The 20,102-nt window shown below is 58.0% G+C and carries 23 protein-coding genes; 14 read left to right on the top strand and 9 right to left on the bottom strand.

What is annotated here, in order from left to right; all coding sequences use genetic code 11:
- Positions 1-12 precede the first annotated feature (12 nt).
- The gene (locus ACR0MS_RS13055; protein WP_480573423.1) at positions 13-960 is read left to right on the top strand and encodes an ABC transporter substrate-binding protein; all 948 of its coding nucleotides are present in this window, start codon (positions 13-15) and stop codon (positions 958-960) included.
- Positions 961-1,003: 43 nt separating this feature from the next.
- Positions 1,004-1,975 carry a FecCD family ABC transporter permease gene (locus ACR0MS_RS13060; RefSeq protein WP_480573426.1) on the top strand — a complete coding sequence of 324 codons (972 nt, stop codon included), beginning with the start codon at positions 1,004-1,006 and terminating at the stop codon, positions 1,973-1,975.
- Between the two features lie 73 nt (positions 1,976-2,048).
- On the opposite strand, the gene ureG is transcribed toward ACR0MS_RS13060, so the two are convergent.
- The 9 genes from ureG to ACR0MS_RS13105 all read right to left on the bottom strand — a co-directional run bounded on the left by ureG (position 2,049) and on the right by ACR0MS_RS13105 (position 7,856).
- A complete protein-coding gene (gene ureG / locus ACR0MS_RS13065) occupies positions 2,049-2,693 on the bottom strand; it encodes an urease accessory protein UreG (RefSeq protein ID WP_480573429.1) in 645 nt (214 codons plus the stop codon).
- Positions 2,690-3,361: an urease accessory protein UreF gene (locus tag ACR0MS_RS13070; RefSeq protein ID WP_480573432.1), complete on the bottom strand. Its 672-nt coding sequence runs from the start codon at positions 3,359-3,361 to the stop codon at positions 2,690-2,692. Before ACR0MS_RS13070 ends, ureG begins: the two co-directional genes overlap by 4 nt.
- Positions 3,327-3,779, bottom strand: a complete 453-nt coding sequence (locus ACR0MS_RS13075) for an urease accessory protein UreE (RefSeq protein WP_480573435.1) — start codon at positions 3,777-3,779, stop codon at positions 3,327-3,329. The genes ACR0MS_RS13070 and ACR0MS_RS13075 overlap by 35 nt, the downstream gene beginning before the upstream one ends.
- 28 nt (positions 3,780-3,807) lie before the next feature.
- On the bottom strand, positions 3,808-4,032 hold the full coding sequence (locus ACR0MS_RS13080; RefSeq protein WP_480573438.1) for a hypothetical protein: 225 nt from the start codon (positions 4,030-4,032) through the stop codon (positions 3,808-3,810).
- A 115-nt stretch (positions 4,033-4,147) separates the two neighbouring features.
- Complete coding sequence (ureC, locus tag ACR0MS_RS13085) at positions 4,148-5,908, bottom strand: urease subunit alpha (RefSeq protein WP_480573441.1); 1,761 nt, start codon at positions 5,906-5,908, stop codon at positions 4,148-4,150.
- A 493-nt stretch (positions 5,909-6,401) separates the two neighbouring features.
- Positions 6,402-6,707, bottom strand: coding sequence for an urease subunit beta (locus ACR0MS_RS13090; RefSeq protein WP_480573444.1), 306 nt, complete (start codon positions 6,705-6,707; stop codon positions 6,402-6,404).
- A complete protein-coding gene (locus ACR0MS_RS13095; protein ID WP_480573447.1) occupies positions 6,704-6,865 on the bottom strand; it encodes a peptidase M23 in 162 nt (53 codons plus the stop codon). The genes ACR0MS_RS13090 and ACR0MS_RS13095 overlap by 4 nt, the downstream gene beginning before the upstream one ends.
- A gap of 15 nt (positions 6,866-6,880) precedes the next feature.
- Positions 6,881-7,183, bottom strand: a complete 303-nt coding sequence (locus ACR0MS_RS13100) for an urease subunit gamma (protein ID WP_480573450.1) — start codon at positions 7,181-7,183, stop codon at positions 6,881-6,883.
- 1 nt (position 7,184) lies between these two features.
- Complete coding sequence (locus tag ACR0MS_RS13105) at positions 7,185-7,856, bottom strand: urease accessory protein UreD (protein WP_480573453.1); 672 nt, start codon at positions 7,854-7,856, stop codon at positions 7,185-7,187.
- Between the two features lie 540 nt (positions 7,857-8,396).
- Between ACR0MS_RS13105 and urtA the strand changes: the two genes are divergently transcribed.
- The 12 genes from urtA to ACR0MS_RS13165 all read left to right on the top strand — a co-directional run bounded on the left by urtA (position 8,397) and on the right by ACR0MS_RS13165 (position 20,054).
- Positions 8,397-9,677, top strand: coding sequence for an urea ABC transporter substrate-binding protein (gene urtA / locus ACR0MS_RS13110; RefSeq protein ID WP_480573456.1), 1,281 nt, complete (start codon positions 8,397-8,399; stop codon positions 9,675-9,677).
- Positions 9,678-9,739: 62 nt separating this feature from the next.
- On the top strand, positions 9,740-11,692 hold the full coding sequence (urtB, locus tag ACR0MS_RS13115; protein ID WP_480573459.1) for an urea ABC transporter permease subunit UrtB: 1,953 nt from the start codon (positions 9,740-9,742) through the stop codon (positions 11,690-11,692).
- Between the two features lie 3 nt (positions 11,693-11,695).
- Positions 11,696-12,925: an urea ABC transporter permease subunit UrtC gene (urtC, locus tag ACR0MS_RS13120; protein WP_480573462.1), complete on the top strand. Its 1,230-nt coding sequence runs from the start codon at positions 11,696-11,698 to the stop codon at positions 12,923-12,925.
- Positions 12,922-13,662 (top strand): urea ABC transporter ATP-binding protein UrtD, encoded by a 741-nt coding sequence (urtD, locus tag ACR0MS_RS13125; protein ID WP_480573465.1) that lies wholly within the window; start codon positions 12,922-12,924, stop codon positions 13,660-13,662. The genes urtC and urtD overlap by 4 nt, the downstream gene beginning before the upstream one ends.
- A gap of 3 nt (positions 13,663-13,665) precedes the next feature.
- The gene (gene urtE, locus ACR0MS_RS13130; RefSeq protein ID WP_480573469.1) at positions 13,666-14,361 is read left to right on the top strand and encodes an urea ABC transporter ATP-binding subunit UrtE; all 696 of its coding nucleotides are present in this window, start codon (positions 13,666-13,668) and stop codon (positions 14,359-14,361) included.
- A gap of 283 nt (positions 14,362-14,644) precedes the next feature.
- A complete protein-coding gene (locus ACR0MS_RS13135; RefSeq protein ID WP_174825836.1) occupies positions 14,645-14,827 on the top strand; it encodes a Flp family type IVb pilin in 183 nt (60 codons plus the stop codon).
- A 54-nt stretch (positions 14,828-14,881) separates the two neighbouring features.
- Positions 14,882-15,064, top strand: a complete 183-nt coding sequence (locus ACR0MS_RS13140) for a Flp family type IVb pilin (RefSeq protein ID WP_174825837.1) — start codon at positions 14,882-14,884, stop codon at positions 15,062-15,064.
- Between the two features lie 166 nt (positions 15,065-15,230).
- Positions 15,231-16,082, top strand: coding sequence for a Flp pilus assembly protein CpaB (cpaB, locus tag ACR0MS_RS13145; RefSeq protein WP_171123777.1), 852 nt, complete (start codon positions 15,231-15,233; stop codon positions 16,080-16,082).
- Between the two features lie 30 nt (positions 16,083-16,112).
- On the top strand, positions 16,113-17,657 hold the full coding sequence (locus ACR0MS_RS13150; protein ID WP_480573789.1) for a pilus assembly protein TadG-related protein: 1,545 nt from the start codon (positions 16,113-16,115) through the stop codon (positions 17,655-17,657).
- The gene (locus ACR0MS_RS13155) at positions 17,654-18,145 is read left to right on the top strand and encodes a TadE/TadG family type IV pilus assembly protein (protein ID WP_480573472.1); all 492 of its coding nucleotides are present in this window, start codon (positions 17,654-17,656) and stop codon (positions 18,143-18,145) included. Before ACR0MS_RS13150 ends, ACR0MS_RS13155 begins: the two co-directional genes overlap by 4 nt.
- Entirely contained in the window at positions 18,142-18,840 is a 699-nt protein-coding gene (locus ACR0MS_RS13160; RefSeq protein WP_480573475.1) for a TadE/TadG family type IV pilus assembly protein, read from the top strand. Before ACR0MS_RS13155 ends, ACR0MS_RS13160 begins: the two co-directional genes overlap by 4 nt.
- 11 nt (positions 18,841-18,851) lie before the next feature.
- Positions 18,852-20,054: a CpaE/TadZ family protein gene (locus ACR0MS_RS13165; protein WP_480573478.1), complete on the top strand. Its 1,203-nt coding sequence runs from the start codon at positions 18,852-18,854 to the stop codon at positions 20,052-20,054.
- Positions 20,055-20,102 lie beyond the last annotated feature (48 nt).

The following is a 20,102-nucleotide window of genomic DNA, read 5'->3' on the forward strand; positions in this document are numbered from 1 at the left end:
GATTATTTCTGAATGACAAAGCTCTTGTCTCTGGCACTGGCCACTGTTTTGGCAGGTGGTGCCGCCGCGCACGAAGTCACGGTAGATAACTGCGGTGCGCCTCTGGTGTTTGACACCCAGCCCGAGCGTCTGGTTGTGCATGACATGAACATGACCGACATGGCGTTTGCGCTGGGTCTTCAGGACAAGATCGTTGGTCTGACCGGCATCACCGGCTGGTACAAGACCAGCCCCGAGTTTGAGACGCTGCGCGGTGGCATCCCCGAGCTGGCGCCGAAATACCCAACTGTTGAAAATCTGGTCGCGGTAGAGCCGGACCTGTTCTTTGCCGGTTGGTATTATGGGATGAAACCCGGTGGCGACGTGACCCCCGACACGCTGGAACCCTTTGGTATCAAGACAATGATCCTGACGGAAAGTTGCGTGCATCTGGACAAGGATCGCCCCGAGGCCAGCATGGACCTGCTGTTTGACGACGTTCTGCGTCTGGGCACCGTCATGCATGTCGAAGACAAGGCCGAGGCTCTGGTTTCCGGCTGGAAAGAGGAACTGGCCGAGATCGAAGCGCAAACCGCTGATCTGGACAAGCCGCGCGTGTTCCTGCTGGACGGCCCCGCCGATGCGCCCTTTACCGCTGGTAAATTTGCCATCCCCGACGCGATGATCGCCGCAGCCGGTGGTGAGAACGTCACCCATGACATGGACACCAGTTGGGGCCGCACCTCGTGGGAGGCCGTTGCTGCCGCGAACCCTGAATTTCTGGTGCTGCTGGACTATCAGACCGGCAACGGTGCGGAAGACACGTTCAGGTTCCTGCAGGAACACCCCGTGATGTCACAGACCGACGCCGTGAAGAACGCGCGTTGGATCGGTCTGCGATACGAAGAACTGACGCCAGGGCCCGCAAATATAGAGGCGATCTCGAAAATGGCCAAGGCGATGCATCCGGGCCTGAACTAATATGGGCCGATTTGGTCTGACACTCTTGTTGGGGGAGGTCGTCGTGGTCGCCCTCTTGCTGGTTTCAACCATCTACGGCACAACGCAAATCCCGGTCGCTGTTGCGTTTGATGCGGTCAAGCTGGGCACCGGGATGGCGGATGGCGACATGTCACCGCTGCACCGCATTGTCTTTGACCTGCGCTTGCCGCGCGCGTTGTTTGCGGCCGTGATCGGTGCCGGGCTTGGCGTTGTTGGCGTGGTGCTTCAGACCACAACACGCAACGACTTGGCTGATCCCTTCCTGTTCGGCCTTTCATCGGGTGCGGCGGCAGGGGCGGTCTTCGTCATTACGGTGACCGGCGACATCCTTGGGTTCTGGACGCTGCCGCTGGCGGCGTTTTGCGGCGGGCTTGTCGCGTCGGGCATTGTTCTGGCACTGGTTCACGGATTGCGCACCAGTGCGCCCGAAAAGCTGATCCTCGCGGGTTTGGCTGTGTCATTTCTGTTTTCGGCGATCACGAACTATCTGATTTTTGCGGGCGACAGTCGCGCCGCGCACTCGGTCATCTTTTGGATGCTGGGCGGTCTGGGTCTGGCCCGATGGGAGACATTTCCGCTGGTCTGCGCCGGGATGCTGTTGATCCTGACGTATGCCCTGTGGCGCAGCCGCTGGTTGGATGCGCTTTTGACCGGCGACCTGACGGCGTCGACGCTGGGCGTTCCGGTACAGGCTTTGAGGTTCCGGATGTTTTTTGTCGCGGCCCTGGCGACGGCTGTGTTTGTTTCGGTTGCGGGGGTTATCGGTTTTGTCGGGCTCATGGTGCCCCATATCGCGCGTGGGATCGCCGGGCCTTTGCACAACCGTCTTGTGCCCGCTGCCGCCATCGTCGGGGCGGCTTTGCTGACCGGTTCAGATATCCTCAGCCGCCTGTTGCTTGCACCTCAGGAACTGCCAGTTGGCATCGTAACCACCTCGATCGGGTCGGTCTTTGTCTTTCTTTTGTTGTTTAAAACAACACGGGACACGAAGTGACGAGGGGGCTTTTGTTTAGGTCGAAAAGTTTGCCTGCAATCTCGCGATGAGCTTCCATTGCCAGGGGCGCGCGCTAGGCGGCCCCCTCGGTCACGGTGGCGGGAATATTCAGCCCTCCGATTTGCGCTAGAAGGTCAACGACCTTAGCCACGCCCTTGCGGTGCCGCAGCGAAGTGAACACGAATGGCCGACCGTTGCGCATCTTCGTCGCGTCTCGGTCCATCACCTCCAGCGAAGCGCCAACATGTGGGGCCAGATCGGTCTTGTTGATGATTAGGACGTCCGACTTGGTGATCGCAGGACCGCCTTTGCGCGGAATCTCTTCTCCTGCGGCCACGTCGATCACATAAAGCGTTACATCCGCCAGTTCCGGGCTGAACGTGGCAGACAAGTTGTCGCCACCGCTTTCGATCAGAACGACCTCGACGTCGGGGTGGCGTGACTGCATCTCGGCGACAGCCGCAAGGTTGATCGAGGCATCCTCGCGAATGGCCGTATGCGGGCAACCGCCGGTTTCGACGCCGATGATCCGGTCCTGCGGCAGGATTTGCATCCGCATCAGCGCCTCGGCATCTTCGCGGGTGTAGATGTCGTTGGTGATCACGCCAACGGATACCTTGTCGCGCAGCGCTTCGGACAGGGCCGCGGTCAGAGTTGTCTTGCCTGCGCCAACAGGACCACCGATGCCCACGCGCAGGGGGCCGTTCATATTGCTCATGTTCGGAACATCCTTGAATATTGAGTTTCGTGCTTCATCGACGCGATATCCGACAGAAACGCCGTCGACCCCAGATCGTCCAATCCCAAGGTCACAGCACCGGTCGCCACTTGCTGGCACATAGGCGTCAGGTCGCGGATTATTCGCTGTCCTTCGGTTTGACCCAACGGAACCAAGCGCGTTGCACATGCGACCAGATTGGACAGAAAGGCCTGCAAATACATCTGGGCCGTCAAGCTCAGCGGCAAGCCTTGTTGTTGCGCCGCATACCCCACGGCAACCGGGTAGGTCAGGGTGCCCAGCTTCATCGTCCAGACATCCGCGGTTATGCCGCAAAACGCCTCTCCCAGCAGGCGAGTTTCCATCAGCCGCTCGGACGAGGCGCAGAATGCGCGCGAGACCTGATCCACTTCGGTCAGAGACGCCGCGCTGTTTGCCAAATAAGCGGCAGAAAGTAACACGCAGTCGTTCCGGCCCGAGCCATGTTCGATCACGTCCGCAACCCATTCCTTTGTGTCGGCGGCGTTGGTGACGCTGCCGCATTCGATTGCCCATTCCAACCCGTGCGAATAGGCAAACCCGCCCACCGGATAAGCAGGCGAAAGCCATTGGGCCAGCGTCAGGATATCGGCGTCAGTGGGCGTGGCCATGGGTCCTGCCGTGGCCATAGGCGCCACCTTCGGGGGTGAAGGGTTCCTGCACCTCGCGCACCGTTGCGCCGATTTTCAGCAACATGTCGCGGATGACGTGATCGACCTGGATCAGCAGGCGGTCCGCTTCGACCTGACAGGGCGTGTGGCGGTTGCCGATATGCCAGGCGATGCGGGTCAGGTCGGGGGCCGTGACTTCCAGCAACGCTTCGGGCGCGGCCTGGATTTCGACCTCGCGCCCGTCATCAAGGATCAGGGCGCCGCCGTGATCCAGCGAGGTTGTCTGAGACAGATCAATCAGGATCTGCTCGCCGCTTTCACAGGTCAGCACCTTACGGCGCAAAAAACGGTCTTCATAGGTCAGTGACAGGTGATCGGCCGGATCCCCGTGCGTGTGGTTGGCATACTGACGTGCCGTGCAGAGAAGGGCGGTCATGCGGTTGCCCCCTCTGCCAAAAACCGGGTCAGAGCCAGATTGAATCCGCGAACACGTGGTGCACAATCCTGTCGCGCGTCAACCCGAGCTTGCGCAGCTCTTCGTCGCTGAGGGATTGCAGAAATTTGATCTGCTGAACGCGCGTTTGTGCGTCTGCCATGCGGACAAAAAACGAAAAGATCGATGTCCCGAGGGATGCGATCAGTCCGGGGAGCGAAACGCGCGGGATCGTGTGCTGTGCTGAATGTGCCATGTGGACCTTCAAATCTGTTGGTCCTCCCCTGGTCTTCATGATGTGTCATGTCGGCCTCACTTTGTAGTAGGTGTTTGGTCATGGCTGCGTTGCAAATGCTGCAACGCAGCATGTTTCAGAACATGAAATAGCGTTGCGCCATGGGCAGAACCTCGGCGGGTTGGCAGGTCAGTAATTCGCCATCGGCGCGGACATCATAGGTTTCGGGGTCGACCTCGACCTGCGGCGTGGCGTTGTTCAGCAGCAGATCGCGCTTGCCGATATTGCGAGTGTTTTGCACGGCAACGGTTTGCTTTGCCAGCCCCAGTGTATCACCAATCCCAGCGGCCTGTGCCGCACCTGAAACAAAGGTAATCGCCGAATGTTCGACCGAGCGCCCATAGGCCCCAAACATCGGTCGGCTATAGACCGGCTGCGGTGTCGGGATAGAGGCATTCGGATCACCCATCTGCGCGCAGGCAATGGTGCCGCCCAGCAGGACCATCTCGGGCTTGACCCCAAAGAAGGCGGGATTCCACAGCACCAGATCGGCGCGTTTGCCTTCTTCGATGCTGCCGATCTGATGGCTCAAACCGTGGGCAATTGCCGGGTTGATGGTGTACTTGGCGATATAGCGGCGCACGCGCATATTGTCGTTCTCGCCGGTTTCCTCGGGCAGACGACCGCGCTGTTTCTTCATCTTGTCGGCGGTTTGCCATGTGCGGATCAGAACCTCACCCACACGGCCCATGGCCTGACTGTCGGATGCGATGATCGAAAACGCGCCCATGTCGTGCAGGATATCCTCGGCCGCGATCGTCTCGCGCCGGATGCGACTTTCGGCAAATGCCACGTCTTCGGGGATGGATTTGTCGAGGTGGTGGCACACCATCAGCATATCCAGATGCTCCTCAACCGTGTTCACGGTGAAGGGTCGCGTCGGGTTGGTCGAGGACGGCAGAACGTGGTTCTCGCCACAAATCTTGATGATGTCAGGGGCGTGGCCGCCGCCTGCGCCCTCGGTGTGGAACGCGTGGATCGTGCGGCCTTTCATGGCGCCCACGGTGTTTTCGACAAAGCCGGATTCGTTCAGCGTGTCGGTATGGATCATCACCTGCACGTCCATCGCATCCGCGACCGTCAGGCAGCAGTCGATGGCGGCAGGGGTGGTGCCCCAATCCTCGTGCAGTTTCAGGGCGCAGGCCCCCGCGTTGATCTGTTCCTCAAGTGCTGCGGGCAGCGAGGCGTTGCCCTTGCCCGCAAACGCCAGGTTCATCGGGAAGGCATCGGCTGCCTGCAGCATCCGTCCGATATGCCAGGGGCCGGGGGTGCAGGTGGTCGCCAGAGTGCCATGAGCGGGGCCGGTGCCGCCGCCCAGCATGGTGGTCAGGCCGGAATGCAGCGCATCCTCGATCTGTTGCGGACAGATGAAATGGATATGGCTGTCAAAGCCGCCTGCGGTCAGGATGCGCCCTTCGCCCGCTATGGCCTCAGTTCCCGGCCCGATGATGATGTCGACGCCGGGTTGCGTATCAGGGTTCCCGGCCTTGCCTATTTTGGCGATGCGTCCGTCTTTCAGACCCACATCGGCCTTGTAGATGCCCGAGTGGTCCACGATCAGCGCATTGGTGATGACTGTGTCCACCGCGCCTTCGGCGCGGGTGGCCTGAGACTGGCCCATCCCGTCGCGGATCACCTTGCCGCCGCCGAACTTGACCTCTTCGCCATAGAGCAGCGCATTGTCTCCGGCCCCTCCGGTTGCGGCTGCCCCGGTACGCTCGGCGGTCAGGTCGCGTTCGACCTCGATCACCAGATCAGTATCTGCCAGCCGCAGCTTGTCGCCTGTGGTGGGGCCGAACATGGCGGCATAGTCAGAGCGTTTGATTGTTGCTGGCATTTTTTTTGACCACCCTGTCATGTATCAGCATGCATTTTGCTTGCCGTCGTTTGAGATTTTCTTCAGTGGTATTCATCATTATCTATTATTTTCATGGTGTTACTTAAGATGTAATGTTCTGAGGAAAATTCTTTTTCATTGTTCCAATGCTTTGGCAGAACTTTCTTGGGGACAGCAAATCCCCTGCGTTTCCGACTGCAAAAACTGTGTTTCAACCTCGAAATGTTGTGACTATTAGGAAGGATGTCCATCGCCGAATCATTCGTCGGCTTCGAACAAGGAGGGCATCCAATGGCACCTATCGAGTTCTGGCTGAAACTTACAAGTTTGCTAGTTCCAGCAACAATCGCTGCTGTGTTACTTATCGGAAAGTACCGTGGCTGGTTTTGAGCGCGCTCCGGGGAGTGATCCCCGGTTCGCCCCCGACCTGCCCCCACCCTCGAGCCGAGGGCGAACCTCAGTTCGAAATGGTTGACGGTTGTAGCCGAAAACATCAAAGCGACCCCATGACCTTTTGATTGAACCCATAGACCTTGCGCGCCCCCCCGATGGGGATCAGCGAGACTTCGCGCGCCTGACCGGGTTCGAACCGAACGGCGGTGCCCGGCGCGATGTCCAGACGCAGCCCGTGGGCGGCAGTGCGGTCGAAATCCAGCGCCGGGTTGGTTTCGGCGAAATGATAATGCGAGCCAACCTGAACCGGGCGGTCGCCGGTATTGGCGACCATCAGCGTCACGGCCGACGCACTTGCGTTCAGGGTGATCTCGCCCTCGGCTGGGAACAGCTCGCCTGGGATCATTTGTTCAGCTTTACCATCAAGGCCAAGGCCGTCACCGCGACGACCGCCAGACCGAGGCCCAGAGTGGCGTAGTCCGAGCCGTGCGCGTGGACATGCGTGCCGTTATGGGCCGCGGCAGGACCAGCAAGGATCAGGGCGGGGAAAAGCATACGGGTCATATCAGTGTTCCTTTGTTAGCGGATAGGGTTGTGGACGGTCACCAGCTTGGTGCCATCGGGGAAAGTGGCTTCGACCTGAACCTCGTGGATCATCTCGGGCACGCCTTCCATACATTGCGCGCGGGTGATCACCTCGGCCCCGGCCTGCATCATGTCGGCGACCGAGCGCCCGTCGCGCGCGCCTTCGACCACGGCATCGGTGATCAGCGCGATTGCCTCGGGGTGGTTCAGCTTGACGCCACGGGCCAGCCGCTTGCGGGCGACCTCGGCGGCCATGCTGACCAGCAGTTTATCTTTTTCACGGGGGGTCAGGTTCATGTCAGATCATCCAGCATCGGGGAAGCGTGTCATTGTTTAGGCGCTGCAAGACCGGCATCAGCGTGCGGCGGAGCGTGAAACTGTTCTCGGCCAGCACCCGGGTCACCAGCAGATCATTTTGAATCAGGGTCGCACCGGCAGTATCGGGCAGCATGTCTCGGATAGGTTCCAACTGGCCCTCGGCGGTGGGCGAGGCAAAGAGGATCAAAGCCATTGCCCCCGCTCCGTTCGCGATATGGCGGGCTGACAGGTGCGTATGCAGGTCCCCTGTAAACCGGGTGGCATCCAGAAACACGGGCGCTCCGCCTTGCAGGATTTCGATCCTGTCGCGCAGGCGGATGTTGGTCAGGGTCTCACCCATTGCTGCCCGCCCGAACACCAGTGGTTCAACCAGCAGGGCGGTGGCTTCGGGTGCGATCTCGATCGACAACTTTCGATCCAGCGCGCTGCCATCAAAAAGGATGGTTTCCTGGGGCAACCAGTTCAGACGCGCGCCTTCCTCAACGACCAGTTGGTTATGGATATGTCCCGATGGGCCGGGTTGCGCCTTGTATGCCCTCTCGCAGGCCTGTGTGGTCAGTGTCAGTGTTGTGCCGGGTCCCGCACGCCCGTGAAAGCGGAATGCGTCTCCGCCGGTGATGCCGCCAGCCGTGTTCAGAAGTACGGCGTCCAAAGCGTTCCCGTCGGTTCGGGGAAACAGGCACTTAAATGATCCCGATTGACGAAAGCCGTCTAAAACCGACTTTTCGCCCAATTGCTTTGCACTCAGGCGAATCGCCCCCTTCGCGCGCGGTGGCATCGCGTCTTGCTTGGGCAATATGGAGGCATGTTGGGTAATGACGCACCTGCGGAACCAGAAGTTATGCTGCCTGTTTCAACGCTTGTGCGTCGGAACTCTATTCCGTGACGCCGTTTTTCGTCGGTTTTCCGCAGTGCATGATTAATTTTTGGGCGTGACCTCAGGCAACTGTTCAAAAAACGGGCAGATGCGGCGGATTGCCGAAATTGATAGGTCCAGCATTTGCCAAATTCTCGCTGATGCAGAATCCGTATGGGTGCCCACCGAGGAGATGACCCGGGGGTGTGTGACGGCTGCGCGAATTGGACCTCGGACACAACCGCCACACGGAACGCAACAACAGTTGCGGGGAACAGGTAGAAGAAAGGCGCGCTTTTGCGCAAGCCCTCTCCTGCGCCCCGCCAGGAGGATTACATGAAATCTCTCAAATCCACACTCGCCGGATCGGTTGTATTTGCTGCCATGGCAACCGCTGCTTTGTCGGCGGAAGATACTATCAAGGTTGGCGTGCTGCATTCGCTGTCGGGCACCATGGCGATCTCGGAAACCACGCTGAAAGACACGATGCTGATGCTGATCGACCAGCAAAACGCCAAGGGCGGCCTGCTTGGTAAACAGCTTGAGGCGGTTGTGGTCGACCCGGCCTCGGACTGGCCGCTGTTCGCGGAAAAAGCGCGCGAGCTGCTGACCGTGCATGAAGTGGACGTGATCTTTGGCAACTGGACGTCGGTCAGCCGTAAATCGGTTCTGCCGGTGATCGAAGAGCTGAACGGCCTGCTGTTCTATCCGGTGCAGTATGAGGGCGAAGAATCGTCCAAGAACGTCTTCTACACCGGCGCCGCACCGAACCAGCAGGCGATCCCTGCGACCGACTATTTCCTGGACGAACTGGGCGTCGAGAAATTCGCGCTGCTGGGCACTGACTATGTGTACCCGCGGACTACGAACAACATTCTGGAAAGCTACCTGAAGGGCAAAGGCATTGCGGACGAGGATATCTTCGTCAACTACACCCCGTTTGGCCATTCTGACTGGTCCAAGATCGTCGCGGACGTTGTCGCGCTGGGTGCCGACGGTAAGAAGGTCGGCGTGATCTCGACCATCAACGGCGACGCCAACATCGGCTTCTATAAAGAACTGGCCGCTGCGGGCGTATCGGCGGATGACATTCCTGTCGTAGCCTTCTCGGTTGGTGAAGAGGAACTGTCGGGTCTGGATACCGCGAACCTCGTGGGCCACTTGGCTGCATGGAACTACTTCCAGTCGGCGGATACCGAAGCCAACGCTGAATTCGTCGAAACATGGAAAGCCACCATGGGCGATGAGCGCGTGACCAACGACCCGATGGAAGCACACTATATTGGCTTCAACATGTGGGTGAACGCCGCGACCGAAGCAGGTTCGACCGAAGTCGACGATGTGCGCGCTGCGATGTACGGGCAGGAATTCCCGAACCTGACCGGCGGCACCGCCGTTATGCTGCCGAACCACCATCTGGCCAAGCCGGTTCTGATCGGTGAGATTCAGGAAGACGGTCAGTTCGACATCATCAGCGAGACCGAGGTTGTGCCGGGTGACGCCTGGACCGACTTCCTGCCGGAATCGGCGGTTCTGATCTCGGATTGGAAAGAGCTGGGCTGCGGTATGTACAACACCGAGACCAAGACCTGCGTTCAGACGCTGTCGAACTACTAAACTAAAATGCAAGGCGGGTGTGATCGCCCGCCTTGCCCTCAAGACACCTCGGGTTTCACCACATGTTACGACTATTCCTTGCGGGCCTCGCAATCCTGTGCGCCTGCCTGACGGCCAACGCGCAAGAGGGCGGCCTGCAACCGATCCTGCAAGAGCATCAGGAGATCATCGCCAAAAGCTCGCGCAAGACGATCGGGCCAGCGATTGACGCGATTGCCAGCAGCGGGTTGCCGCAGGCGCAGGTGATGTTGGAGACATGGGCCGCCAAGAACGTGTGGATGCGCAAGTCGGATGGCTTGTTTTTTGCCGGCAAAAAGGGTGAAGGGCGGTCGTATGAACTGACCGATTTTGACACCGGAGAAGTTGTCGGCACGTTCGAGAAATCCGACCTGAAACAGTTGAAACCCAATAGCGGCATCCGCGCGATGATCGGCACGGCGTTGGTGCAGTTTCAACTGACCGACCCGGATCGTGCAAAACGACTGGCTGCTTTGACGTCAATCCAACGTGATCCCGAAGGCGCTTTGCTGGCTCCTCTGCGCGCGTCGATTGAGGACGAACCCGACGCCGAGTTGAAAGCGCAGAAACAGCGGCTCGAACGGCTGCTGACCATCGGCTACGACGAAGATACCGCCGCGCGTGTGGCTGCGATTGAAGAGATGTCCGACGATCTGGGTGTCGATGTCCGCGCAGCCCTGAACCCTCTGGTCGTGACCAAGCTGCAAACGGCGGTGGAACTGCCCTCGGACGCAAATATCGCAAACGTTCTGCAACCCGGTTCGGATGACCTGTCGCGAGATGCCGCCTATGACCTGCTGGTCGCCAGCGATTTGGCCGCGCCGCGTGTATCACCCGATGACATCCGCGAGGCACTGGCCGCCAATATCGACAGAGGTCGCGTGGGTGGCGTACCGGTCGCACAGTTGAACACCGACGGCGCTCGCGCGCAGGCTTATGCGGCATTGGCCAAGGCTGGGACCGTTCCTGCGTTGATCACGCAAGCAGATATCGACGCCGCACTCGGCGCACATGTGTTTTTCGAGACCTATGCCGAACCCTCGCCCGAAGTCACCGCGGCTGCCGAAAAAGCACTGGAGCAGATCGAGCTGAAGGTCGGCCTGAACCAGACGCTCGACCTGACGCTGGACGCGATTTCTCTGGCCTCGATCTATTTCCTCGCGGCTATCGGTCTGGCGATCACCTTCGGCGTGATGGGCGTGATCAACATGGCCCATGGCGAGTTCATCATGATGGGCGCCTACACCGGCTATGTGGTGCAGCAGTTCATCCCAGACCATACGCTCTCGATCATCGTCGCGATCCCGATGGCCTTTGCCGTCACCTTCGCCATGGGCGTCGCGATGGAGCGGCTTGTGATCCGCTGGCTCTATTCCCGTCCGCTGGAAACCCTGCTGGCGACCTTCGGCATCTCGATTGCATTGCAACAGCTGGCCAAGAACATCTTCGGCACGCAGGCCCGGCCGCTGACTGCGCCCGGCTGGTTGGACGGGGCTTGGGTTCTGAACGATGTAGTCTCGATCAGCTATATCCGCATCGCGATCTTCGTGCTGGCGATGATCTTTCTGGGACTGTTTCTTTACATCATGAAGCGCACGCGGTTGGGCCTTGAGATGCGTGCGGTGACTCAGAACCCGCGCATGGCCGGGTCGATGGGCATCAACCCGGGGCGGGTGAACATGCTGACCTTTGGCCTCGGCTCGGGCATCGCCGGGATCGCGGGGGTTGCGATTGGGTTGTTCGCCAAGGTCACGTCCGACCTAGGCAGCGATTATATCGTGCAAAGCTTCATGACAGTTGTTGTCGGCGGTGTCGGCAATATCTGGGGCGCGCTGGCCGGGGCCGGAATGATCGGCTTCCTGCAAAAGGGGATCGAGTGGATGAACCCTTCGAACACCCTCGCAGCCCAAACCTACATGATCATCTTCATCATCATTTTCATCCAGTTCCGGCCACGGGGGATCATCGCCCTCAAAGGCCGCGCGGCGGGGGATTGAGCCATGGAACGCAGCTTTGTCGCCAAGAACCCCTCGGTGCTGGTCTTTCTGGCCATCCTGTCCCTGTTCACTTTGGGCGTTACCGTCCTGTCCGAAGGGTTCGGGATCGGCGTGATCTCGACCAGCTTTGTCAAAACGCTGGGCAAGACCCTGTGCCTGTGCCTGATTGCCGTGGCGATGGATTTGGTCTGGGGCTTCACGGGCATCCTCTCTCTGGGCCATTTCGCCTTTTTCGGGCTGGGTGGATACATGATCGGCATGTGGCTGATGTACGAACGCACGCGCCTGATCGTGGTCGAGTCTCTGTCCCAAGCCGACATCCCGCCAACCTCAGCCGAGGTCGTGGACGCCATCGGCACGCAAATCTTTGGCGTGGTTGGATCATCGGACTTCCCGCTGATCTGGGCCTTTTCCCACAGTTTGACTCTGCAACTGATACTGGTTGTATTGGTGCCGGGCCTGCTGGCGTTGATCTTCGGCTGGCTCGCCTTCCGCAGCCGGGTCACGGGCGTCTACCTGTCGATCTTGACTCAAGCCATGACCTTGGCGCTGGCGCTGTACCTGTTTCAGAACGACAGCGGGTTGCGTGGCAACAATGGCTTGTCGGGCTTGCAGAACCAGCCCGGCGTCACCGCCTCGCAGGACGTGGTGTCGATCTGGTTCCTCTGGGCCTCGGCGCTTGCGCTTGGCTTGGGCTATATGCTGGCAGCGTGGATCGTGTCCGGCAAATTCGGCTCGGTCATCCGCGGCATCCGCGATAACGAGGCACGGGTGCGGTTCCTTGGATATTCGGTCGAGGTCTACAAGCTGGCCGTCTTCACCCTGACCGCCTGCATCGCGGCCATTGCGGGCGCGCTCTATTACCCGCAAGCGGGCATCATCAATCCTGAGGAAATGGCCCCGATCGCCTCGATCTATCTGGCGGTATGGGTCGCCATCGGCGGGCGTGGTCGTCTGTATGGTGCCGTCATCGGCGCGGCGTTTGTCAGCCTGCTCAGCACATGGTTCACCGGCGGGCAGGCCCCGGACATTCCGCTGGGGTTCTACACAATCAAATGGGTTGACTGGTGGCAGGTGCTGCTGGGTGTGTCCTTCGTGCTGGTCACGCTGTTCGCCCCGCAAGGGATCGGAGGGCTGTTTGACCTCTGGACCAACCGCCGCGCGCCGCAGCGCCACGGCGCGGCCCTTGGGCCGGATGAAAGCGCATTGCGCGAAAAGGAGGCCACGGAATGAGCACTCTGCTAGAGGTCAGCGGCGTGTCCGTCACCTTCGACGGGTTCCGCGCCATCAACAACCTGTCGTTTCAGATCGGCAACGCGGAACTGCGCGCCGTGATCGGGCCGAACGGGGCGGGCAAGACGACCTTCATGGATATCGTGACCGGCAAAACCCGCCCCGATGAGGGCCGTGTGATCTGGGGTGAGAAATCCGTTTCTCTGCTGCGCATGAGCGAGGCCAAGATCGCGCAGGCTGGCGTCGGTCGGAAGTTCCAGAAACCCACCGTGTTCGAAGATCAGAGCGTGCAGGAAAACCTGTTAATGGCCCTGAAGGACAAGCGCGGCTGGCTGGGCGTGCTGTTCTATCGCCCTTCGAAGGGTGATCTGGAGAAGGTCGAAGAACTGGCCGCCGAGATCGGCCTCAAGGATGAACTGACCCGCAAGTCCGGCGAGCTGAGCCACGGGCAAAAGCAATGGCTTGAGATCGGGATGCTGCTGGCGCAGGAGCCGCGCTTGCTGTTGGTAGACGAACCAGCTGCTGGGATGACCCCGCAGGAACGCGAACACACCACTGACCTGCTGGTGCAGGCCGCCAAGACCCGCGCTGTGGTGGTCGTGGAGCATGACATGGAGTTCGTCCGCCGCCTGAACTGCAAAGTAACGGTGCTGCACGAGGGCGCGGTTCTGGCCGAGGGCTCTCTGGACCATGTGACATCTAATCAGGACGTCATCGACGTCTATCTGGGGCGTTAGGCGATGCTGAAATTGAACGATCTGACCCTTCATTACGGGCATTCGCAAATCCTGAACGGTATTACGATGCAGGCGGCGCAGGGCGAGGTGACCTGCGTGATGGGCACCAATGGCGTGGGCAAGACCAGCCTGATCAAGGCGATCTCGGGCACGCATCCGCGATCCGGTGGGCAGATGGTCCTGAACGGAGAGGATCTGGGCATTCTGCCTGCCCATCGCATGGCATGGAAAGGCGTGGCCTATGTCCCTCAAGGCCGGGAGATCTTTCCCTTGCTGACCGTGCGCGAGAACCTGGAAACCGGATTTGCCTGCCTTCCAAATGCCGAGCATCACATTCCCGAGGAAATTTTCGAGCTGTTCCCAGTGCTCAAACAGATGCAGAATCGACGCGGCGGTGACTTGTCCGGAGGGCAACAGCAGCAACTGGCAATCGCGCGCGCTTTGATCACCAAACCAAAGCTGTTGCTGCTGGATGAGCCGACCGAAGGGATTCAGCCAAATATCATCCAGCAGATCGGAGAAGTCATACGCCACCTTCGCTCAAAAGGTGAAATGGCAATTGTGTTGGTCGAACAGTATTTTGACTTTGCTTATGACCTTGCTGACCGCTTTGTTGTGCTAAGGCGTGGTGAGGTTCTGATGAAGGGCAGCAGGCAGGAACTGTCGCGCGAGCAAGTTCTTCAGGGCGTAACTGTCTAGAATAAATAGATTTTGTTGCTCTGAGCTGCCTTTCATATGTAAGGCAGCTCTTTCTTTGTGTGCGTTAAAGATTCTTTAAGAATCATGGCGCGACTCTCCTGACTGAGGCCGAATTTAGGACACAAATCTGCCCCAAACGACAAAAAATTCCCGTTATACGGGAAAACTTTTGCGTTTGTGGGGAGGTTTGGCAGCTTCCCGCTTGGTAACCATTTGTTAACGGGGATGTCTGCCTCGTGAGTGCGGATTTCGCACGTTGTTAAAACAGTCTGGAGTAAAAGTTATGTCGAATTCCATTCGCAAAATTTTCCTGAAACTGCGCAAAGACGAGCGCGGCGCGACCTTGGTCGAATACGGTGTTGCACTGCTGGTTGCGATTATCGCCGGTGGTACATTCCTTACGTCCCTGGCGACCCAAACGAACTCGAACTTTAGCGACGCTACTTCGTCGATCCAAACTCGCTAAGTCGCGTTGGTTTGTGCGTCTATCGCACTCTAACAATAATCTGGAGAAAAAATCATGTCGGAATCTATTCGCAAGATTTTCCTGAAACTCCGTAAAGACGAGCGTGGGGCCACTTTGGTGGAATACGGAGTCGCTCTGCTGGTTGCAATTATCGCTGGTGGTACATTCCTAACCAGTTTGGCGAGCGAAACGAACTCTAACTACACTGACGCCACAACAGCCGCCGCGACGCGCTGATTCAGGGCGACATGAGTTCTTTGAATAGCTAACTCCCCGCAAGCTCTTTGTGGGGGGTAGCACCCAACTTAATCAGTAGCGTCAGTTTGATTACCGTTTTGTAAAGTTACACAGCAATTCGCCCAAATCTGACTGCCAAAGCCGACTTCGGAAATTGGAGGGCAAAATGCGAGTTAAATCATTTTTGATGACAGTCTTCGGGGTCGCCCTGGCGGGGGGCGCGGTATTCTGGGCCCAAGACCAGCTTGAAAGAAATCAGGCAGCCGCTGTCGATAACACCATCGTTCGCGTAGTTGCCGTGGCAGATAACATTGCCTTCGGTAGCCCGATCGAAAGATACAAGCTTACAACGATTGAATGGCCGGCCGACTCTGTTCCGCCGGGCGTGTTCACAAATTTCGACGATGTCGTACCCGCTCAGGGTGGAGAGCCGCGCCGCGCGAAGCGTGCCCTGGCGCAGGGAGAGCTTCTGCTGGCATCCAAAGTCTCGGGATTTGGTGAAAAAGTCACGATTGTTCAGACAATTGGTGAAGGCAACCGCGCGATGGCGATCAACGTCAACGCGCAGACCGGCGTTGGTGGCTTCGTCACCCCCGGCGATTTTGTCGACATCGTTCTGACCCGCGGCAGCGATGATACCCTGCGCGCGCTGACCATCCTGCAAAACATTCGGGTTATTGGTGTGGACCAAAAAACCGATGAGGAACTGGACCAGCCAGGAATTGCCCGCACCGTAACGGTCGAGGTGACACCGGATGAAAGCCAACGCCTGGCGCTGGCACAGAAAGCCGGTCAGCTGAGCCTGTCCTTGCGGTCTCTGGATGAGCTTGACGACAAGCCGCTGGAAACCGTGCGCCTGAGCGACATCCTGCTTGAAAAGTCACCGGTTGATGACGGCACGCCGCAGCCTGTGGTCAAGGTACGCCGCGGTATTACCGATGTCCAAGAGGTTCCGGTCGTAAATAACACTACAGAAGAAGAGACACCTGTCACTGATACGTCCAGCACCGTGAACTAAGGCGCGTCGAGTTTGTTCGGAGGGTTAATGATGTTCTCGTTACGTACTTTCAAGAAAGAAGAAGACGGAACCATCCTGGTCTTTGCGGCCCTATGTCTGGCCATGATCATCGGATTTGCCGCCCTGACCTTTGACCTTGGACGTATGGCGTCGACGCAAACTGACCTTCAGTCTTATGTCGACCATGTCGCCTTGGCCGCCGCCGGAGAGCTGGATGGGAACCCCGACGCGATCACACGCGCTACAAATGCGGCCAATGCGATGATCGCAGACAAGCAGTTCTTTGCCGATGGTGACAAAACCTTGGATTCGGCTGCGGATTTCGATCTGCTTTTTCTTAAGGCGTTGCCTAGCCCCGACGACGATCCTGAAGACAATGATCCCGTAGACCACGCGGATTTTCGGACAACAATCCCCGCCGAGGCTGTCATGGTCGAAGTCACAGCAACCCCCAGAACCGTGTTCATTCCGTTTGCCCGGGCCTTGGCATCCTTAGTTGGTGCAGCCACACCTAATGAAGAAGTTAGTGCCAAGGCGATCGCAGGGTACACTTCTTACGCCTGTGACGTGACACCTCTGATGTTCTGCATCCCGCGTGGATGGACATCCAATGCGAATAAAGGTTCAACAATCCAACTTCGCACAGGTGGGAATAGTTCCGCTTGGGGCCCGGGGAATTTCGGGTTCCTTGACCCGGAAGACATTGGAATCAACCCGAATGGTCCTTGTGTAGACAGTTCTGGTAAGGTGCTGACAGGCTCAAAACTCTATATCTGCTTGATTGCGGCAAACGGCAACTTGACAAAATGTGTTGCCCAACGCGGTGTTGACACCGAGCCAGGTCAAAGGAACGGGATCGGCAGCGCCATCTACAATTCGCGCTTTGACATGTTCAATGCGACGATGAAGAGCTTCAAGGATGATGCTGCTTATGCGCCTGGACCCCAAGTGATTTCCGGCTGGGAAAACACAGGCGGTAGCTGCCTTGGCAATAACCCAACGCGATCTACCGATACGATGCCTTTCCCGCCCGATGATTGTTTTGAAACCGATAGCTGTGCCTCGGTGGTTCCAAATGGCGCTGGTCGGTTTGGCGACGGTGACTGGGATGAGGGCAAAAGCGACTACCTTGCCCTGAACTATGGCACTGGTCTTGACCCTGAAAATAATCCCCTGGAAGAGCATCCGTCGATCGAAAATGGAACTATCTTGATGCCGGCCGGAACCACTCGCTATCAAATGTATCTTGATGAGATCGAAAAGTTTAAGAATGAGACAAACATTCTTGAAAATCGGAGTGAGACTGGTCGCGCGCAATGTTCCAAGCAACCGAGTTCCGATCCTGACCGCAGAACCCTCATCGCAGCCGCGATCAATTGCGAAGACAATCCAGTGTCAGGTCGTGCAGAGGACGTCCCGGTCCAGGAATTTGTGAAAGTGTTCCTGATCCAGCCGCTTGAGGAATCCACTGGTAGTGATTTCGACATCTATGTTGAAGTTGTCGAGCAAGTTGGCGGATCTGGCACAAGTACCGAAGAAGGCATCTTCCGTGACGTCGTGAGGTTGTATCGGTGAAACGTCTGATTGCACATATCACGCGGCTCAAGCGTTGTGAATCAGGCGCGCCGATGGTCGAGTTTGCCATCATCCTTCCGGTCCTGCTGCTGTTCATCGCGCTTATTATCGAAGGCGGCCGGATCACCTGGATCCATCAGGCGACGGCAAGTGGTGTTCGGGATGCGTCCCGCATGGTTGCTCGCATTGCGCCTGTGGACTTGTGCAGCGCTGGAACCGTTGCGAATTATGATCCGCTGGTGACTGACATCGTAACCAACCAGTTGGGTAGCTCTTCGATTATGCCGGGGGGGACGAACGTCGTTGATGTCACCCCTACCTGTATCCCCCGTTCAGGAACGTATCGGGTCAGCCCTGCCTCTATCGTCGAAGTTACGGCCGAGGTTGAGATTGACTTTATCTTTGGTGGAATTTTTGGCTGGTTCGGCGACTCGCTGACTTCCATTACCACCGTGATTTCGGATCAAAGCAGGGTGTACGGCGTATGAGACAACTAGCCCATATCGCAAGGTTGCTTGGCCGTCAGGACCGTGGCGCGGCATTGGTCGAACTGGCCATCGTCATTCCAATATTCCTGTTCCTGATTTTTGGCGTCATCGACTACGGTCGCCTGTATTGGTCAACAACGGCTGCGCAAAAAGCGATGCATACAGCCGCGCGGCTGGCAACTGTTGGCCCACCTTTGTGTGGGATCCTTCCCCCAGAACATGCGCTGGCAAGTGGCCAATCGACTAACACCAGATTTGGAACTTTGTGCAGAACGGGTGGATCAGGTGGTATTTGTGTGAACGAAACACCAAACTTGCCACTTCCGTGTACCCTAGCGGAAGTGCCGACGAGAAACCCAATCGCTAATCCAGGCGATGTTAACGTAGCGCGCGAGTATGCGGATCGCATTTGGGCCGAGATTGGGCCATTGCTTCCGCCTGGATCGACCCGTGACAATGTTCAATTTACCTATTCGCATGATTGGCAGCTTGGTTTCCTTGGAGGACCCTATACGCCTGTTGTCACAGCAGATCTCATTGATGTTGACTTCGATTTCGTGATGCCACTGGCGGGACTGGCTGCCTTGGCAGGTGGAGGCCCTGCGGTCACATCCAATACCCCAAACAGTATTTCCCTTCCCGCCATGAGCACTTCGGTTCCTGCCGAAGACCTGGCTGTCGGGGCGGTAGAGTAAGGAGAAAGATAATGAGTGCTAAGCAGATTTCAGTATTGTTGATTTCACCTGACGAAGAAATCTATTCGGCGATCGAAGGATCCCTGGCCAGTCAGGATAACTGCAAGTTCACCGGCCAGAAGGACACGGTCGAGAGTGCCAATGGATCGGCGATCTCGATGGCCGCGCTGCATGATGTCGTTCTCTTCGACGTGGATGAAAGCTCTGACACCATGCTCGATACGGCGCAGTCCATTTGCGATGCCCGGATGCCGAATGCAATCATTATCGCTCTGGCCTCCGAGGATCTGCCGCTTGAAAAGGCGCGTCAGCTCAAGAAGCTGGGCGTGGATGATGTTCTGCCCCGTACGGCGATTAACGAAGAAATCGTCCCGCAGGTAGACGCGATCCGTGCCCGCCGCCAGGCGCAGTTGCCTGCCGTTTGGGGTGGTCAGGCAACGCTTGGCAAGGTCATTGCCGTAGCGAAGTCCCGAGGCGGGGTAGGGTCTTCGCTTGTTGCCGCGAATATGGCCAACGAGCTGCAGTGCAAAGAAGGGTTTTTTAAGAAAAAGGCCGCGCATGAAGTCGCCGTCGTAGATCTTGATTTCCAGTTCGGATCCATCGCGGCTCTGATGGACGTCGAAGAAAGCGACGCAATGTGGCGGATGGCAATGGAAGAAAGCATCCCGGACAATGCGTTTCTAGAACAGGCCATGGTGAAAGCGCCCTGTGGCGTTGACGTTCTGGCCGCGCCGTCGCGCTATGGGCCGCTGTCTGCAATCAAGGAAGAGCAAATCACGGCAATTCTTGATAGCCTGAAGCGTACACATGACTATGTCATCGTGGACCTGCCGCGTGCATTGGTTGAGTGGATCACCCCTGTGCTTGCACAGGCCGACCGGTTGTACCTGGTTACGGACGTCGCGGTTCCGTCGGTTCGCTCCGCCCGTAAACTGATGGATTTCTATCAGGCCGAAAATCCGGCCATTGATATCCAACTTGTCGCCAGCCTTGAGAAAAAGCCGCTGTTCCCCGCCGCGCATCACCGCGCTGCGTCGAAACTGCTGGAAAAAGACTTTGCCTATTGGGTGCCCAAGGACGACCGCACCGTGCGTGAATCCGTTGATCGCGGCATTCCGTTGCAGGAGGTCTCGAACCGGGCGCCTGCGACGCGCGCTATCAAGAAACTGGCAGATGAAACCCGTATCGCAATGCCGCCTCGTGTCGGCAAGTGATCGGTTGCCATCTGTAGACGTGAATTAACAAGTAGTAAGGGTTTGGAA

Source organism: Ruegeria sp. CJ2 (assembly GCF_056536745.1).

Bases quoted from the DNA above. Each gene is read 5' to 3' on its own strand.
- ureC (WP_480573441.1), bottom strand. From the start codon at position 5,908: ATGCCAGCAACAATCAAACGCTCTGACTATGCCGCCATGTTCGGCCCC.
- urtE (WP_480573469.1), top strand. From the start codon at position 13,666: ATGCTGAAATTGAACGATCTGACCCTTCATTACGGGCATTCGCAAATC.
- ACR0MS_RS13165 (WP_480573478.1), top strand. From the start codon at position 18,852: ATGAGTGCTAAGCAGATTTCAGTATTGTTGATTTCACCTGACGAAGAA.
- ACR0MS_RS13090 (WP_480573444.1), bottom strand. From the start codon at position 6,707: ATGATCCCAGGCGAGCTGTTCCCAGCCGAGGGCGAGATCACCCTGAAC.
- urtB (WP_480573459.1), top strand. From the start codon at position 9,740: ATGTTACGACTATTCCTTGCGGGCCTCGCAATCCTGTGCGCCTGCCTG.
- urtA (WP_480573456.1), top strand. From the start codon at position 8,397: ATGAAATCTCTCAAATCCACACTCGCCGGATCGGTTGTATTTGCTGCC.
- ACR0MS_RS13150 (WP_480573789.1), top strand. From the start codon at position 16,113: ATGTTCTCGTTACGTACTTTCAAGAAAGAAGAAGACGGAACCATCCTG.
- ACR0MS_RS13095 (WP_480573447.1), bottom strand. From the start codon at position 6,865: ATGACCCGTATGCTTTTCCCCGCCCTGATCCTTGCTGGTCCTGCCGCG.
- cpaB (WP_171123777.1), top strand. From the start codon at position 15,231: ATGCGAGTTAAATCATTTTTGATGACAGTCTTCGGGGTCGCCCTGGCG.
- ACR0MS_RS13075 (WP_480573435.1), bottom strand. From the start codon at position 3,779: ATGACCGCCCTTCTCTGCACGGCACGTCAGTATGCCAACCACACGCAC.
- ACR0MS_RS13100 (WP_480573450.1), bottom strand. From the start codon at position 7,183: ATGAACCTGACCCCCCGTGAAAAAGATAAACTGCTGGTCAGCATGGCC.
- ACR0MS_RS13070 (WP_480573432.1), bottom strand. From the start codon at position 3,361: ATGGCCACGGCAGGACCCATGGCCACGCCCACTGACGCCGATATCCTG.
- urtD (WP_480573465.1), top strand. From the start codon at position 12,922: ATGAGCACTCTGCTAGAGGTCAGCGGCGTGTCCGTCACCTTCGACGGG.
- ACR0MS_RS13055 (WP_480573423.1), top strand. From the start codon at position 13: ATGACAAAGCTCTTGTCTCTGGCACTGGCCACTGTTTTGGCAGGTGGT.
- ACR0MS_RS13135 (WP_174825836.1), top strand. From the start codon at position 14,645: ATGTCGAATTCCATTCGCAAAATTTTCCTGAAACTGCGCAAAGACGAG.
- ACR0MS_RS13160 (WP_480573475.1), top strand. From the start codon at position 18,142: ATGAGACAACTAGCCCATATCGCAAGGTTGCTTGGCCGTCAGGACCGT.
- ureG (WP_480573429.1), bottom strand. From the start codon at position 2,693: ATGAGCAATATGAACGGCCCCCTGCGCGTGGGCATCGGTGGTCCTGTT.
- ACR0MS_RS13080 (WP_480573438.1), bottom strand. From the start codon at position 4,032: ATGGCACATTCAGCACAGCACACGATCCCGCGCGTTTCGCTCCCCGGA.
- urtC (WP_480573462.1), top strand. From the start codon at position 11,696: ATGGAACGCAGCTTTGTCGCCAAGAACCCCTCGGTGCTGGTCTTTCTG.
- ACR0MS_RS13140 (WP_174825837.1), top strand. From the start codon at position 14,882: ATGTCGGAATCTATTCGCAAGATTTTCCTGAAACTCCGTAAAGACGAG.